The sequence below is a fragment of the Leucobacter chinensis genome (genome assembly GCF_019049105.1).
GTDB classification, from domain to species: Bacteria; Actinomycetota; Actinomycetes; order Actinomycetales; family Microbacteriaceae; genus Leucobacter_A; species Leucobacter_A chinensis.
This window is the reverse complement of sequence record NZ_JAHQZR010000004.1, coordinates 108,155-123,864: the sequence shown is the minus strand read 5'-3', so window position 1 is coordinate 123,864 and position 15,710 is coordinate 108,155. Positions and strand designations below refer to the sequence as shown.

16 protein-coding genes are annotated in these 15,710 nt (G+C 60.8%); 6 read left to right on the top strand and 10 right to left on the bottom strand.

Annotated features, from left to right (window positions below; translation table 11 throughout):
• Positions 1-2: 2 nt before the first annotated feature.
• The 6 genes from KTJ78_RS05670 to hpaH all read right to left on the bottom strand — a co-directional run bounded on the left by KTJ78_RS05670 (position 3) and on the right by hpaH (position 7,138).
• Positions 3-935, bottom strand: a complete 933-nt coding sequence (locus KTJ78_RS05670) for an ABC transporter permease (protein WP_217133465.1) — start codon at positions 933-935, stop codon at positions 3-5.
• 8 nt (positions 936-943) lie between these two features.
• Positions 944-1,954, bottom strand: a complete 1,011-nt coding sequence (locus KTJ78_RS05665; RefSeq protein WP_217133464.1) for an ABC transporter permease — start codon at positions 1,952-1,954, stop codon at positions 944-946.
• A gap of 71 nt (positions 1,955-2,025) precedes the next feature.
• A complete protein-coding gene (locus KTJ78_RS05660) occupies positions 2,026-3,708 on the bottom strand; it encodes an ABC transporter substrate-binding protein (protein ID WP_217133463.1) in 1,683 nt (560 codons plus the stop codon).
• Positions 3,709-4,116: 408 nt separating this feature from the next.
• Complete coding sequence (locus KTJ78_RS05655) at positions 4,117-4,548, bottom strand: YchJ family protein (protein WP_369807991.1); 432 nt, start codon at positions 4,546-4,548, stop codon at positions 4,117-4,119.
• Between the two features lie 2 nt (positions 4,549-4,550).
• Positions 4,551-6,257: a DUF885 domain-containing protein gene (locus KTJ78_RS05650; protein WP_217133461.1), complete on the bottom strand. Its 1,707-nt coding sequence runs from the start codon at positions 6,255-6,257 to the stop codon at positions 4,551-4,553.
• Between the two features lie 95 nt (positions 6,258-6,352).
• Entirely contained in the window at positions 6,353-7,138 is a 786-nt protein-coding gene (gene hpaH, locus KTJ78_RS05645; RefSeq protein ID WP_217133459.1) for a 2-oxo-hept-4-ene-1,7-dioate hydratase, read from the bottom strand.
• A 225-nt stretch (positions 7,139-7,363) separates the two neighbouring features.
• Here hpaH and KTJ78_RS05640 point away from each other — a divergent pair, with 225 nt between their 5' ends.
• The 5 genes from KTJ78_RS05640 to tagD all read left to right on the top strand — a co-directional run bounded on the left by KTJ78_RS05640 (position 7,364) and on the right by tagD (position 10,363).
• Positions 7,364-8,035: a biotin transporter BioY gene (locus tag KTJ78_RS05640; protein ID WP_217133457.1), complete on the top strand. Its 672-nt coding sequence runs from the start codon at positions 7,364-7,366 to the stop codon at positions 8,033-8,035.
• A 9-nt stretch (positions 8,036-8,044) separates the two neighbouring features.
• Complete coding sequence (locus KTJ78_RS05635) at positions 8,045-8,749, top strand: energy-coupling factor ABC transporter ATP-binding protein (protein ID WP_217133455.1); 705 nt, start codon at positions 8,045-8,047, stop codon at positions 8,747-8,749.
• The gene (locus KTJ78_RS05630; RefSeq protein WP_369807990.1) at positions 8,746-9,369 is read left to right on the top strand and encodes an energy-coupling factor transporter transmembrane component T family protein; all 624 of its coding nucleotides are present in this window, start codon (positions 8,746-8,748) and stop codon (positions 9,367-9,369) included. The genes KTJ78_RS05635 and KTJ78_RS05630 overlap by 4 nt, the downstream gene beginning before the upstream one ends.
• A gap of 53 nt (positions 9,370-9,422) precedes the next feature.
• Complete coding sequence (locus KTJ78_RS05625) at positions 9,423-9,896, top strand: SseB family protein (protein ID WP_217133453.1); 474 nt, start codon at positions 9,423-9,425, stop codon at positions 9,894-9,896.
• Between the two features lie 68 nt (positions 9,897-9,964).
• A complete protein-coding gene (gene tagD / locus KTJ78_RS05620) occupies positions 9,965-10,363 on the top strand; it encodes a glycerol-3-phosphate cytidylyltransferase (protein WP_217133451.1) in 399 nt (132 codons plus the stop codon).
• 89 nt (positions 10,364-10,452) lie between these two features.
• Here the strand turns inward: tagD and KTJ78_RS05615 are convergent, their stop codons facing one another.
• From KTJ78_RS05615 to KTJ78_RS05605, 3 genes are read right to left on the bottom strand one after another with little or no spacing between them, the layout of a single operon-like run.
• Positions 10,453-11,205 carry an amino acid ABC transporter ATP-binding protein gene (locus KTJ78_RS05615; protein ID WP_217133599.1) on the bottom strand — a complete coding sequence of 251 codons (753 nt, stop codon included), beginning with the start codon at positions 11,203-11,205 and terminating at the stop codon, positions 10,453-10,455.
• Positions 11,206-11,224: 19 nt separating this feature from the next.
• The gene (locus tag KTJ78_RS05610; RefSeq protein WP_217133448.1) at positions 11,225-12,229 is read right to left on the bottom strand and encodes an amino acid ABC transporter permease; all 1,005 of its coding nucleotides are present in this window, start codon (positions 12,227-12,229) and stop codon (positions 11,225-11,227) included.
• A gap of 22 nt (positions 12,230-12,251) precedes the next feature.
• Positions 12,252-13,142 carry an ABC transporter substrate-binding protein gene (locus KTJ78_RS05605; protein ID WP_217133446.1) on the bottom strand — a complete coding sequence of 297 codons (891 nt, stop codon included), beginning with the start codon at positions 13,140-13,142 and terminating at the stop codon, positions 12,252-12,254.
• Between the two features lie 128 nt (positions 13,143-13,270).
• On the opposite strand from KTJ78_RS05605, the gene KTJ78_RS05600 reads away from it, so the two are divergent.
• Positions 13,271-13,981 (top strand): metal-dependent transcriptional regulator, encoded by a 711-nt coding sequence (locus KTJ78_RS05600; protein WP_217133443.1) that lies wholly within the window; start codon positions 13,271-13,273, stop codon positions 13,979-13,981.
• A gap of 177 nt (positions 13,982-14,158) precedes the next feature.
• Here the strand turns inward: KTJ78_RS05600 and KTJ78_RS05595 are convergent, their stop codons facing one another.
• The gene (locus KTJ78_RS05595) at positions 14,159-15,235 is read right to left on the bottom strand and encodes a 2,3-butanediol dehydrogenase (RefSeq protein WP_217133441.1); all 1,077 of its coding nucleotides are present in this window, start codon (positions 15,233-15,235) and stop codon (positions 14,159-14,161) included.
• Between the last annotated feature and the right edge of the window lie 475 nt (positions 15,236-15,710).

Here is a 15,710-nt window from a genome sequence, read left to right as displayed (position 1 = left end):
GACTACCTCCTCGATTTCGGGTCGATTGCTTGTCTTGCAGATTCACCCATGAACGTGAAACCGAGCGCTGCGACAATAATGCAAGCTGCGGGCAAGAACGCGAGGTGTGGAAAAGAATTGAAATAGCGCTCTGATGCCCCAAGCATCTGCCCCCACTCAGGCACCCGATCATCTGGGTTTCCGAGCCCCAGAAATGACAGCGCAGCAGCATCGATAATTGATGTAGCAAGCGCAATGGTCGCTTGCACGATAACCGGGCTCATCGAATTGGGGAGCATGTGTCGAAAGATGATCGACCGCTGTTTAACCCCCATAGCCTTGGCCGCGAGTACGTGATCGCTCCGACGTTCAACCATCATCGACCCACGCAATAATCGAGCAAAAATAGGCACCTGAACGATCGCAATTGCAAGAATCACCGTCATCTGCGAGGGATGCGCAAATAACGAAGCAATGGTAAATGCGGTGAGAAGCGACGGTATCGAGAGCATCACGTCGACAACACGCATTACAGCGGCATCAACCCAGCCTCCAAATGCACCAGCAAGCGTGCCGAGCACCACACCCCCAAAGAGTCCGCCAAGCGTTGCAAGCACGCCAACAATGAGCGTTTGTCTGGCACCGACCAATAACCGTGACAGTAGATCTCGCCCGGCCCAGTCGGCTCCTAGAGGAAACCCTGGTTGCGGGCCCGGAACAGGATTTGACTGTGGCCGCACCTGGTCAATAAGCAACCGTGCTTCTGGAGCATTTGGGGCGAGGATGGGCCCAAAAATCGCGACGATCACAAAAACTGCGATGATCAATGCCCCCGCAAGGAACATCTTGTCGCGGCGCAGGCGTCGCCAAATCACCTGAGCCTGGCTCACACCATCATCAGTTTCTGCGTTGACCGCTGCGAGGCTGTCAATGCGCTCTTTCTTTCGTGTCAGCATAAGACCCCTCAACTCACCCTTGCGCGTGGGTCAATTGCCCCGTACGCCATATCGACGATGAGATTCACAACGATGTAGACCAGTGCCGACATCAGAATGAGCACCTGCAACACTGCATAATCACGCGTCTCAAACCCTTGAGCAAGTGCATGACCGACTCCCCTAAAAGTAAAGACCTTCTCAGTGAGCACCGCGCCACCGAGAAGCACCCCAACCTGTAAGCCGGTAACGGTTATTACGGGAATAAGCCCGTTACGCAGAACGTGACGACCACGGATCACCCGGGGTGTGAGACCTTTCGCTTCAGCAGTGCGTACATAGTCTTCGTCCATCACCGAAATGACCGAGGCCCTCGTGATGCGAAAAATCACTGCCATTGGTATCGATGAGAGGGCAATCGCTGGCAAAACAAGGTGCTTCAAACCGTCGAGCACCGCGTCCCATTCCCTCGTCATCACGCCGTCAAGAACAACAAATCCAGTAATTGTCGTGCTATCGATACCGACAGATTGTCGGCCCGAGACAGGAAGAACGCCCAGCTTGATCGCAAAAATATATTTCAGTAAGAACGCCAAAAAGAAGACCGGAACGGCAACACCCACGAGCGACACCATGATTGATCCGGTGTCGAGCAGACTCCCGCTACGCTTCGCAGCGATATACCCAAGCGGTATGCCGATGAGCAGTGCGATGATGAGGGCAACGAAACCCAACTCGAGAGTGGCAGGAAAGCGCTCAAGAAAGAGCGACATTGAATCTTGCCCGCTCTGCACGCCTGTTGACTTACCGAACTGCCCTTGTACGGCACGCGTCAAGAACCGCCAGTACTGCACAATGAGGGGGTCTTGGAGGCCAAGAATGCGTTCCATCTCTTGACGCTCCTCGACCGAAGCATTCTCACCGACAAGCGCCGAAACGGGCCCTCCCGGGAGCGACCGCAGCCAAGCAAAGAGCACAATGCTCAGCGCGAAAAGTGTTATCAGCGCCTGAGAAAGGCGCTTCACGAGAAAATCAACCACTGGTTTTTCCTTGCAATAGGAGTGGATCTCGGCTGGCCGCGCAAGAGAGCAACGGCCAGCCGATCAGCCATTTACCGAGTTATCGTGATCTTCGAGAAGTCCTCGTGCGTGACGGGACTTGGAATGATCCCCTGCACATGCTCTCCGACGACGAGGGCGGGAGGCGTGTGCGCAAGAGGCAACATCGGCAGGTATTCCTGCATAAGCTGGCGCTCAATTTCCTGATACTTCTTTTCACGAGTCGCAGGGTCGCCTTCTTCATCTGCACCACGCACATCTGCGGCGAGCTGGTCGCCAAACCCGAGGAGGCCGGTCTGGAAGAAGGTCTCAGAGTTGCCAAAGTATGCACCCATGAACGGATCTGGCGAATCGTAGTGTCCCGTGCCACCAAGCAAGAATGCCGGAGCCTTATTTGCGTAGACGCCATCAATGTACCCACCGTTCCAGGGGTGGCTTACTGGCACAACCTTGATCCCGGCCGCTTCCCAATCGCTGCGAATCGCCTCGAAAACGCGTGATGGGTCTGGCATATACGGGCGCGAAACCTCTGTCGGGTACCACAGCTCAATTTCAAGGCCCTCGTGCCCTGCTTCTTTCAGCAGTGCTTGCGCTTTTGCGGTGTCATAGGGGTAAGGCTCAAGGTCAGGGTTGTATCCCGTAATCGTCTTGGGCAGGAGCTGACTTGCAACATAAGCGCCTTCAGGAAGCTGAGTCTCAACAAGCTGCTCACGGTTAATTGCATACAAGAGGGCTTGACGCACGCGCAGATCGAGAAGCGCATCGTTTTCTTGAGCATTCAAGGCTAGGAACATGATGTTGAACGCGTCTCGAATAAGGACCTGATGCCCCTGCGCTTCAAGGTCGGCCCAGTCAACCGGGTTCGGGAGATCATACCCATCGATGCTGCCTGACTCGAGTTCCTGTCGACGCTCTCCCTCGCCAGGGATCACCTTAAACACCAGCTTTGCGACGCCAGCCTTCTCACCCCAGTAGTCGTCATTTCGAGTGAGCGTCACAACACCATTTGCGGTGTCATAAGAATCGAACACGAACGGGCCGGTGCCTGTAGGGTGCGCCGTCGCGTATTCAGGCCACGAGAACCCATCACCGTCTGCTTCAACCGCATCTGCATCATATTTTTCAAGCGCTTCCGGGCTTGAAAAAGCGAAAGAAGAGTACGCCAGTACGTCAGGCATGTGCGATGACGCACGAGTCAGCCGCAACGTCATTTTAAGTTCATCGGTTACGTCGCAACCCTCGTATAGCGTTGGCACATCTTTTTGGTCGGCGAACCCACCAAAGTCATTGATCCAGGAGTAGCTAACCCCCGAGCTTTGATTCACTCCGGTCTGCTGAAACCAGCGCTCAAAGTTTGCACATACCGCCTCTGCGGTAAACGCTGTTCCGTCATGGAACGTGACTCCATCACGAAGTGTAAAGTCCCACTGGGTTCCAGACTCCCGAGATTCCCACTCTGTGGCCAAGCCCGCTTCGACCTCGACCGAGCCTGGCTTCACACTGAGGAGCCCCTCGTACATTGCATCTGTGACGCGAAAGGTCTCGCCGTCAGAGGCATAAAAGGGATCAAACATTTTTGGCGAGCCCGCCATGCCAAAAGTAAAGACTGCATCTGCATTCGCTGCGTCAGCCCCACCGCTATGTTGCGAATCACGCTGAGACTGCGCACAAGCCGTCATTGCAAGCGACGCAACAAGCGTCACTGCAACGGCGCTCAAACCGGTACGTAACTTCATTGTTTCCTCCACACCAGCCGAAGCTGATGACCCTATGTGTTGAGGCGCTGCCCACGTTAGGTAACACCGTTGTCACTAAGCAGCGTTGCACCAAAACAAGGCTTGACGCACCGAATGCTTGACAGCAGTATACAGATGTTTAGTAAGACAACACACTGCTTAAATAACACCTTGGTAACGAAGGGTGTGGCTACCCTAGACAAAATGCGACACCGCACCCGGCTCGCTCACGATGAGCTTTGAGAGCCGAAGCAACACCCCACACAACAAATCCCGCTCTGCCCTTCCCTACACAGGATGAGAGGCAGAGCCGCCTTTACTTGACGAAAAGCAGGGTGTTTGGGCGGTGAACACCCTGCTTTTCGTCAGGTAACGAGAAAAACCGCCAGGCGCACGCAAAACGGCACATTACGCTTCGAGCTGTTGCCCGTCGACGTAGACCCAGCGGCGCGCGGTGACGCCACCGGCAGCACCGGCAGCCGCCGCCGGCAGGCGCACGAAACGGCTGCGCTCGCGCTGCGCGATGCGGCCCTCGGGGCCCCGAGCGACCGCGGTGAAGGTCACGTAGCCCTCGGTGTCGAAGGGGCCGCCAGCCTCGGTCTGCTCGACCGCGAGGCGCACCCAGCGGTAGCCCTCCTCGAGGCGCACGTCATCGGCGCCGAAGTCGTCGGGCACCGTGTCGGGGTGCCACGAATGGAGCAGGTAGTCGACGAGGCCGAGCGTGAAGGCGCTATAGCGCGAGCGCATCAGGCGCTCGGCGGTGGGAGCGGGCGATCCGCCGTGAATGGGTTCGCAGCACGAGCTGTAGGGTGATCCGCTGCCGCAGGGGCACCGGGTCACCGCTAGAGCTCCCCGCGAAGCGCCTGCTGCAGGGTGTCGAGGCGCACGCCGCCGAGGGCGAGCGCGTCGCGGTGAAAGTCGCGCACGTCAAAGTCGCGGCCCGAGCGTTCGGCACGGGTGCGGGCCTCGTCACGCAGCTCTTCCCAGATGCGCTGACCGACCTTGTATGACGGCGCCTGGCCGCCCCAGCCGAGGTAGCGCAGCACTTCGAAGCGCACGAAGCCGTCGTTCATGTTGACGTTGTCGCGCATGAACGAGAAGGCGTAATCGCCATCCCACACTCCGCCGCCGTCGGGGCGCTGCTTGCCGAGGTGCACGCCGATGTCGAGCACGACGCGGGCCGCGCGCATGCGCTGGCCGTCGAGCATGCCGAAGCGGTCGGCGGGGTCATCGAGGTAACCGAGCTCTTCCATGAGGCGCTCGGCGTAGAGCGCCCAGCCCTCGGCATGGCCCGAGGTGCCCGCGAGCTGGCGGCGCCACTCGTTCAGGGTGCCGCGGTTGACGACGGCCTGACCGATCTGCAAGTGGTGCCCGGGAACGCCCTCGTGGTACACGGTCGTGAGCTCGCGCCAGGTATCAAACTCGGTCACGCCCTGCGGAACCGACCACCACATGCGCCCCGGCCGCGAGAAGTCGTCGCTCGGGCCGGTGTAGTAAATGCCACCCTCTTGCGTGGGCGCGATCATGCACTCGAGGGTGCGAATCTCTTCGGGAATGTCGAACTGGGTCTCGCCGAGCTCGCGCACGGCGCGGTCGCTCGTCTCTTGCATCCACGCTTTGAGGGCGTCGGTGCCGTGCAGCTTGCGCTGGGCGTCCTGTTCGAGGTGCGCGATGGCCTCCTGCACGATGCCGGGGTGCACGCTTGTTCCGAGAATCTCGGCGGCGATCCGCTCCTGCTCATCGCGCATGCGGGCAAGCTCTTCGATGCCCCACTCGTAGGTCTCGTCGAGATCGACGCGGGCGCCCAGGAAGCCCTCTGAGGCGCGTTCGTAGCGTTCCCGCCCGAAGGCGTCTTCGCTCGGCGCTTTCGGCGCAATCTCGGTCTCGAGAAACTCGGCGAACTGCATGTAGGCGGCCGACGCGGCGCAGGCGGCCTCGCCGAGCTCGACCTGCAGGTCGTCAGCGAGCCCCTTTGGCTGCTTCGTCACGAACTGCGCGAAGAAGCCCTCGCCCGCCTCGAGCCCCGTTCCCGCGGTGCGATGGGCCTGGGCGGCGACCTCGGTCACCTGGCGGATCGCTGCGACCTGCTCCTGCCGCACGCCCTCGCGCAGCGTCTCCTGGTAACCGGCGAGCGCCTCGGGAATCGCCCTGAGACGCTCGCGAACCGCTTCCCACTGCTCTGGGGTTTCGGTGGCCATGAGGTCGAAAATGTCGCGAATGCCTTGCGACGGTGACTCGATCACGTTGAGGTCGCGCAGGTGTTCGCCCGCCTCACCCTCGGCGATTGAGAGTTCAAGCTCGGCGCTGAGGTCGGCCTTCGTGACGCGATCGACCGCGTCTACCGGCTGCTCAGCTCTGAGCGCCGAGAGGGTTTCGCGCTGTGCGTCAAGAAACGCTGCGGCGCCCTCGGGTGAATAGTCAGGCAGAAAGGCATCGGCCTCCCAACGACCGATGTAGGTGCCGGTCGTCGGGTCGTGCTCGACGAGGGTTTCAACCCACTGCTCTGCAATCGCGTCAATAGCTGTCTGCGCTCGTGCGGTTTCACTCATGGGGGAATCCTACCGCCTCACTACGCTTCAGCCGAGGATTATCGCGCAGTTTGGCCAGGTCTGTCGCCATTTCCACTCGCCTCACCGAGGTCGCCTCATTCGAAACGGCAGGTGATCGACCCCAGCTCACCGTAATCGGCGTGCACCGTATCACCGCGCTCAACCCACATGGGCCGCGTGAAGGAGCCCGCAAGAATGATCTCGCCCGCCTCAAGCGACTGGCCGTGGTGGGCAAGCTTGTTCGCAAGCCAGGCGACGCCCATGGCCGGGTGGCCGAGCACCGCCCCAGCGACACCAGATTCTTCAATCGTTTCGTTGCGATACAGGAGTGCCGCGGCCCAGCGCAGGTCATGGGCATCAACTTTCACGGGACGGCCGCCGAGCACCATGGCTCCCATCGCGGCGTTATCACTGATCGTGTCGACGATCGTGCGCCCTTGCATCTCAATGTGCGAGTTGAGCACCTCGAGAGCGGGAACGACGTAGTCGGTTGCGTTGAGCACGTCGAAGATCGTGACGTTCGGCCCTTCAAGCCGCTCGCCAAGCACGAATGCGAGTTCAACCTCGATGCGAACATTCGAGAAGCGGTCGAAGGGCAGCACAGCGCCCGATTCAAAGACCATATCGTCGTGGATCACGCCGTAGTCGGGTTCGGTGATGCCCGTTGCCACCTGCATAACTTTTGACGTGAGGCCAATTTTGTGACCCACGAGCCTGGCTCCCTCAGCGATGCGGCGATCAGACCAGCACTTCTGAATCGCATACGAATCTTCAATCGTCATGCCCGCATAACGCGAAGTGAGCAGCGGAACCACCTCCCGGCTTCGATCAGCCTCGGCGAGTTCATCGGCAATTGCTTCAATGGTCTTATCGTCAAGCACGGCGGCGCTCCTTTATGCTGCTCGCGGGGGTTTGGCGTGTGTCACACTCCAGATAAATCGTATATGTTGTCGGGTTTCGCCGCCACCTTAGTGCACTTCCCACATCAATTTCCAGAAAACCGTTAACGAAAGATACATATATGTGTGGGGCGATCTCGCATAATCTGTACTCTTGTGACAGGCGCCCACCCGGCCCTGCTCTTCGCCAACAGCAATGGAGAACTCATGACCCACAGTGAAGCGGGTAGCAACCCGTCGCCCACCAGCGCACGAGCTGCCGCACGAAAAGGCGCCACCACAACCGCCGACATCGCTCTCATCGCGACCTTCGCGGCGCTCATCTCGGTGTGCGCAATTCTGCCGGCCATCACCATCGGCGGCCTCGTACCCATCACCCTGCAGACCTTCGGCGTACTGCTCGCGGGCGCCGTTCTCGGCGCAAAGCGCGGCTTCCTCACCGTACTGCTCTACCTCATGGTCGGCGCTATCGGCATTCCCGTGTTTGCCAACGGTTCTGCCGGTCTCGCACCCTTCGCCGGCGCATCGGCCGGCTACCTCGTCGCGATGCCCTTTGCAGCGGCGCTCACGGGCTACCTCGTGCACCGCTTCTCGCAGAAGAAGGTTGCCGCGCAGGTCGCGTGGATCACAGCCTCTGGCATGATCGCCAACATCGTCTTCATGTACCCGCTCGGCATCGCTGGCCTCGCGTGGCGAGCAGGCATGACGGTTCCCGAAGCATTCATGCTGAACCTCACCTTCACCCCCGGCGACATCATCAAAACCGTGCTCGCCGCCTTCGTCGCGACCGCGGTTCTGCGCGCCTTCCCAGACCTCGCGAGGGGCAAGCGCACTCCCCGCGCCGCAAAGGCGACCCGCGCAACGGCCGAAACCGAGTAGCCTTACCGCGTGATTACGTTCGACAACGTGACGGTGCGGGTGCATGGTGATGAAAAAGTCATCGTGCACCCGTTGTCACTCACACTCAGCGAGCAGCGAGTCTCACTCATCGGAGCCAACGGCTCAGGCAAGTCGACCATCGCGCGCCTCATCAACGGACTCGTGATGCCCACGAGCGGAACCGTGACGCTCACCACCAACGAGGGAACCTTCGAAACCGTGGCCGATGGCCGTGCGGTGCGCAGCCGCGTGGGGTTCATGTTTACCGACCCCCGCGCACAGATCGTCATGCCAACCGTCGCCGAAGACATCGCCCTCTCACTCAAGCGGGTCATCCCGCGCAAGGCCGAGCGCGCCGCAGCGGTCTCGCGAGTGCTCGACGATTACGGCCTTTCCGGTCGCGAAGAACAGAGCGTACACACCCTCTCTGGCGGCCAGCAGCAGCTGCTCGCACTCGCGAGCGTACTCGCGTCAGGCCCAAAAGTTCTCGTCGCAGACGAACCCACAACCTTGCTTGATCTGCGCAACAGCAGGCTCATCGGCAACCGCCTCATGAACCTCGACCAGCAGGTCATCGTCGCCACCCACGAGCTCGAACTCGCGGCGCGCTGCGAGCGCACCCTCGTCATTGATTCGGGCAGGGTCGCTTTCGACGGCGCCCCGGCCGAGGCAATTGATTTCTACCGCGCGAGCATCGACGAGGCAGAGTCGTGACCTGGAGCCCCATCGGCGTTTACCACCCCGGAACCTCGCCGCTGCACCGCATGCGCCCCGGGGCGAAGCTGCTCTCACTCATCGTGCTCGCGGTCGCGCTCATGCTGCTTCACAACGCATGGGCCACGGCAGCTGCCCTCGCGCTCATGATCGCGCTCATCGTGGTCGCACGGCTGCTCTTCGTTGACTTCATGCGCACCATTCGCGGCTTTGCCATCGTTGCCGTGCTCCTGTTCGCCTTCAATACCTGGCAGCGCGGCGTCGAAGAGGCTTTCACGGTGGTGGGTTCCCTCATCGCGCTCATCATCGCGAGCACCATCGTCACCCAGACCACCCGGTCAGACGACATGGTTGCAACGATTACCTGGGCGCTCACCCCACTCACCCCGCTCGGGGTTAACCCCGAGCGCATCGCCCTCGCCTTTTCTCTCACGCTGCGGGCCATTCCCACCCTCTTCGAGATCGCCCACGAGACCCGGGCGGCTGCCCGCGCGCGCGGCCTCGAACGCAACCTGCGGGCGTACGCGACCCCACTCGTGATCCGCTCGGTATTGCACGCGAGGCTGCTCGGCGAGGCGCTCGAGGCCCGCGGAATCGACGAGCCCGCGGCCCGAGATTAGCCCCAGTGTGAACAACTTCGACGACGTCAGCGGCAACGACTAAGCTAGACCCCATGTCTGCACCAGAACTGCCCGACGACGTCTCGGCCGACTACGTCAACGAGCCCGTCGAAACCGCGCACGCGACGCTCATCGAAGCACCCAATTATGACCGTCTCGCGGCCTTCCTCAACACACTTCGCGAGGGCTACCTCTTCGTCGATGTGACCGGTGCTCCGAAGAACTCGAAGAAGCAGGGCATTCGTATTCGCACGACCCGATCGACCAAAGGCCAGCTTGTGCTGCCGCTCTTCACCTCAATGGAGGCGCTGCGCCTGGCCCAGGCCCCGTCGAGCGGTCGCAAGGGCGTCGACCCGAAGGGCGTGCTCACCCCCGCACTCGAGGCGCTGCGCATGATTCGCACCGACCGCTTTATTGCCGCACAAATTAACCCCGGCCCCGACGAGCTCGTCATTTTGCGCAAGTACATTGAGCGCCTCATCGACGGTGACGAGATGACCCCCGAACTGCTCGAAAGCCTCAAGTAGCAAGGTCTCACCCGGCACTTCTTGCCCGTTCACCGGTTTTGTCAGCGAAAACGCTTACACTAGAGGCCATGAAACGAGTTCTCACCTACGGCACCTACGATCTACTGCACTGGGGTCACATCAGGCTGCTGCAGCGCGCAAAAGCTCAGGGCGACTACCTGGTCGTGGCCCTCTCAACCGAAGAGTTCAATGAAGGCAAGGGCAAGCGCACCTACCACGACTTCGAAACGCGCAAGGCAATGCTCGAGGCAGTGCGCTACGTCGACCTTGTGATTCCCGAAGACGCATGGGATCAGAAGATCAACGACGTGCAAAAGTACGAGATCGACATGGTCGTCATGGGTGGCGACTGGGAGGGCGACCCCCGCTTCGAGATTCTCACCGACTACTGCGACGTCATGTACCTCGATCGCACCGAGGGCATCTCGACTACGAAGATCAAGCGCGATCTCGGAGTGAACTCCTAGCGCGTTCGGCTTCGGGCGCCGAAACAGACGAGAGGCGGATCACGCGGCCATCAGGCCAGCGCGATCCGCCTCTCGCTCGTTATTGCCCGCTACAGGACCTTCGAGAGGAACGCCTTCGTACGTTCCCTCTGCGGGTTCGAGAGCACCTCAGCTGGATCGCCTGCCTCAACGACGACGCCGCCATCCATGAAGACGAGTTTGTCGGCGACTTCGCGAGCGAAGCCCATCTCGTGCGTCACGACGATCATCGTCATACCACTCTCGGCGAGACCCTTCATGACGTCGAGCACCTCGCCCACGAGCTCAGGATCGAGCGCCGAAGTGGGCTCATCGAAGAGCATAAGCTTCGGCTCCATCGCGAGGGCACGGGCGATCGCCACGCGCTGCTGCTGCCCGCCAGAGAGGTGCGCCGGGTAGTGATCATAACGATCGGCTAGGCCCACGCGCGCAAGCAGCTCCATCGCCTTGGCCTTGAGCTGTGCCTTGCTGCCCTTGCCGAGGAGGCTCGGCGCGAGCATGACATTCTCAAGGGCGGTCATATGCGGAAACAGGTTGAAGCGCTGAAACACCATGCCGATGTCACGGCGCTGCTTCGCCGCCTCCTTCGGGTGCATCTCGTAGAGCTTGTCGCCCTTCTCGCGATAGCCCACCACCTGGCCATCGACCATGAGCCGACCGGCGTTCACCGTTTCGAGGTGGTTAATGCAGCGCAGAAACGTCGACTTGCCGGAGCCCGAGGGGCCCACGAGGCAGAGAACCTCGCCGCGAGCCACCTCAAGCGAGATTGAACGCAGCACGAGGTTTGAGCCGTAGCTCTTCGAGATGCCCTCGGCCAACACCATGGGAACCGGCTGTTGCTGATTAGCCACGATCGCCACCTTCTCTCTCACCGTGCTTCGGGCCTGCCGAGTCTTCGATGCCGGCCACCGTGATGGTCTGCGTCTCAACCGTCGGCTTCATGACCTCCTGGCGCACGCCGTGCCCCTTCGAATAGTGCCTCTCGAGGAAGTACTGACCAACCATGAGCACCGAGGTGATCACGAGGTACCACACCGAGGCCACGATGAGCATGGGCACCGGCTGATACGTGACGCCCGCGATGTCTCGGGTGCGGGTGTACAGTTCGAGGGTGAAGGGCACCGCCGTCACGAGCGAGGTGGTCTTGAGCATTGAGATCACCTCATTGCCCGTGGGCGGAATGATGACGCGCATTGCCTGGGGCAAAATGACGCGAGTCATCGTGTGCCACCACCCCAGTCCAAGTGCGGTCGAGGCTTCCTCTTGTCCCTTATCGACCGCGAGCAGGCCAGCGCGAACGATCTCGGCCATATACGCCGCTTCGTTCAGCGCGAGCCCAATCACCGCGAGGGTGAAGTAGCTCAGCAGGTCTTTCGTCACGATCTGCGCGAGCGGCTCGGTAAAGGGAATGCCGATGTCAATCGTCTTGTAGATGACGCCGATCATGCCCCAGAACGTCAGCTGCACGTACACCGGTGTACCGCGGAAAATCCAGAGATACACCCACGCCACCGACTTCACGACGGGGTTTGGCGACATACGCATCACGGCGAGGCTCACACCAAGCACGATCGCGATGATCATCGAGTAGATCGTGAGCTGCAGCGTATAGCCGATCGCCGAGACGACTCGGGTATCAAAGAGGTACTTGCCGACCTCTGGCCAGTTATACACGGGCCGGTTAAACGCCGCATCGTAGATGAACAGCCCGACGATGATCACAAGCACGACCGCAAACACGTTGCGCCACGGGTGCTTCAGCTTGATCGCTTCGATCGGTTCGGCCATGGGGATTTCGTCGGGCTGCGAGACCGCTCGTCCCGCAGCCCGAGGAGTCGAGTCAGACATGGTTGCCTAGGGCCTCTTCGGCCTACTCGTTGCCGGCGTTAACGGTCGCCTCGTCACGGGCTCCCGACTCAATACCGGCGTTGGTCAGAATCTTCAGGTACGTGCCGTCATCAATGAGTGACTGCAGCGCGGCCTGAACCGCCTTCGTCATGTCGCTGTCGATCTGCGTCGCGAAGCCGTACGGTGCCGCGTCAAAGAGCTCGCCAACGAGTTCAAGCGCGCCATCGCTCTTCGCAACAGCGTTACCCGTCACGGGTGAGTCAGCCGAGAAAGCGTCAGCCTGGCCGTTGATCACGGCCTGGGTCACCTCGGGCTGACCGTCGTAGGGCAGCACCTCGATCGGATCTTTGCCGTCGGCCTTGCACTGCTCATTACGCTCAACGAGCTCGGTGAGGTGCTGTACCGTTCCGCTCTGAACCGCGACGGTGAGACCGCACGCGTTCTCAGGATCAACGTCAGAGTCAACCGGCGCAGCCCACTGGCTACCGGCATCGAGATAGTTCACAAAGTCAACTGACTTCTGGCGCTCGAGCGTATCGGTGAACGACGAAGAACCGAGGTTCAGCGCGCCCTCCTGAATACGAGGAATGATGCTGTCGAACCCGAGCATCTCCCACTCAGGCTCAAGGCCGAGCTTCGCCGCGACCGCGTTCGCGAGGTCAACGCCCCAGCCCGTGGGCTTACCCTGGGCGTCCTTGTACTCGTTTGGCGGGTACTCGGCGTCGGTGCCGATCGTCAGCACGCCCGAGTCTTTCACGTCGTCTGGCAGCAGCTCAACCGCTGCCTTGTCTGGCTGGATGCCCTCGGCCTGCGGGGCTTTCTCTTCGCCCTCACCTTCAGCGTTGTTAACGCAGCCCGTGAGGGTGAGTAGCAGTGCGGCGGTGATCGCTGGGAGTGCGTAGCGAATCTTCATTGATCGTCGTCCTTTCGACCCGAAAAGGGCATCCTCACCCTTCTCACGTGTGACTTTCATCATAGAAGTTCTTGCCCCGTTTGTATCGCCCCGTGTGAGAATGCAACCGGTCTGTAACAATAGGGAGCATGACACTTTCAGAGCTCACCACCAGTGCTCAAAACTATCTCAAGGTCGTGTGGGCGAGTGCCGAATGGTCAGACGCGCCCATTACCGCGTCTGTGATTGCAGAACGCCTCGGCCTTCGCATGTCGACCGTCAGCGAGGGCATTCGAAAACTCGCCGCCCAGGGGCTCGTGAACCACACCCCTTACGGCTCGGTGCAGCTCACCGAACTCGGCCACGCCTACGCCCTCCAAATGGTGCGCAGGCATCGACTCATCGAGACCTTTCTCGTGCAAGTTCTCGGGTACGGCTGGGACGAAGTTCACGACGAAGCCGAACACCTCGAGCATGCGGTGAGCGACCTCATGATCGAGCGGATCGACGTGCTGCTCGGGCATCCCGTGAGGGATCCGCACGGTGATCCTATTCCCACGGCCGACGGCAAGCTGCTCATGCCGCAGGCGACGCAGCTCAGCATCGTTCCGCTGCCTGCGACCGTGTGCGTCGAGCGCATCGCCGACGACGACCCCGCACTGCTCCTGCACTGCGACGAGTGCAAGATCACGGTGGGCTCGCTCCTGCGTGTGGCCGAGGGCGCTCCTTACTCGAGCACCATCACCGTCACACACGTCGGCGAAGACGGCGAGGAATACGGCGAAACCATCACGCTCGGCAGGCCCGCGACCGACGCCATCTACGTCTCGCAACCCGGACAGGGCGAAACCGGCGAGTAGTCGCGGCGCTGCGGCGGCTTGGCGCGACCGGGCGTTGCGCGGCGGCTGAGCAGGACCGGGTGTTGCGCGGCGGGTCAGCATGACCGAGTGCTGCGCGGCGGCTTGGCGCGGCGAACGCTCACAGAAAACGAAAAGCAGGGCCGAGGTTCACCCCCGGCCCTGCTTTGTACGTGCGGTCTAGAGACCCTTGCCCGTTGGTGAAACGAGAATCTTCACTGCGGTCTCGTTGTGGTTGATGAGGGTGTTGAAGCCCTCGTCAACGAGGCCTTCGAGCGCGATCTTGCCGGTGATGAACGGCTTGAGGTCGATCTTGCCCGACTCGACAAGCGCGATGGTGTCGGGGTGCGAGTTCACGTACCCGATCGTGCCGCGAACGTCGATCTCCTTCATGACGAGCTTGTGCATGTCGAAGGTTGCAGGCTTGCCCCAGATCGAGATGACGACAATGACGCCGGTTGGGCGCACGGCGTCCATGAGCGTGTCGAAAACAACCTGAACCGAGGTGGCCTCGAACGCAACGTCAGCGCCCTTACCATCGGTGAGCTTCTTGACCTCAGCAACAACGTCGACCTCGGCGGGGTTCAGCGCGATGTCGGCGACACCCGCGTCGAGTGCCTTCTGGCGGCGAAGCGATGAGAGCTCTGAGACGATAACCTTCACGCCGAGTGCGTTCAGTACCGCTGCGGTGAGCAGACCGATGGGACCGGCGCCACCAACGAGTGCGGTCTGGCCAGCGGTCACGCCCGAACGCTTGACGGCGTGGTATGCGACCGAAAGCGGCTCGATGAGGGCAGCCTCGTCGAGGGCAACCGACGAATCGATCTTGTGCACCCAGCGCTCTTTCACAACGATGTTCTCTGCGAGGCCACCGCCGCGGCCACCGAGGCCGATGAAGTTCATGTCGTCAGAGAGGTGGTAGTCGTTCGAATCGGGACCGGTGTTGACATCGTCACGAATGATGTACGGCTCGACGACAACGTGATCGCCAACAGCGAGGTCTGAAACGCCCTCGCCGACCTCTGAAATGACGCCCGAGAACTCGTGACCGAGCGTCACGGGAGCCGACTCGCCAGAGATGGGGTGCGGGTGCCCGTGCTCGGGAACGAAGATGGGGCCGTCAAGGTACTCGTGAAGATCGGTACCGCAAATGCCGGTCCAGGCTACGTCAATACGAACCGTACCGGCTTCGAGTGGTTGGGGCTCAATGTCTTCAATGCGAATATCTTCGCGACCGTAGTAGCGTGCAGCTTTCATGGTGTTAAACCCTCTTTCACAGCGCAACTGATCGAGAGGCACCGAGCCTTGTGAGTTCAGCACCAGCAGGTCAGCTGCTGGTTATATGCTTCGCCAAATTACACAGCAACCTAATTGCCTTTAATTGGTACTTCAATCATAGGCACGCCTAATTTGAAGCGTCAACACGGCTTGCGGTGGCTGCCCTACGTTCACAGAGAGTACCCATATTCGGGAGTGAACCCCTCATATTCGGGAGTCTCTTTTCGGGAGTGAACGCCGCCCGGCGCAGAAACCTCAGTGCTTTTGCACGTGCTGCCACTGTGCCCGAGTTGGCGCTCGCTTTTCCCGGGGTTACGGTCGTTTACTTGACGAAAAGCAGGGTGTTTGGCCTATTTCACCCTGCTTTTCGTCAAGTAAACCGAAAAACCGCAAGCAGCGTGAGACGGGAGCGGGAGCGGCGCGGCGGAGGGGTGCCGCCGCGGGAGCGCGGCAG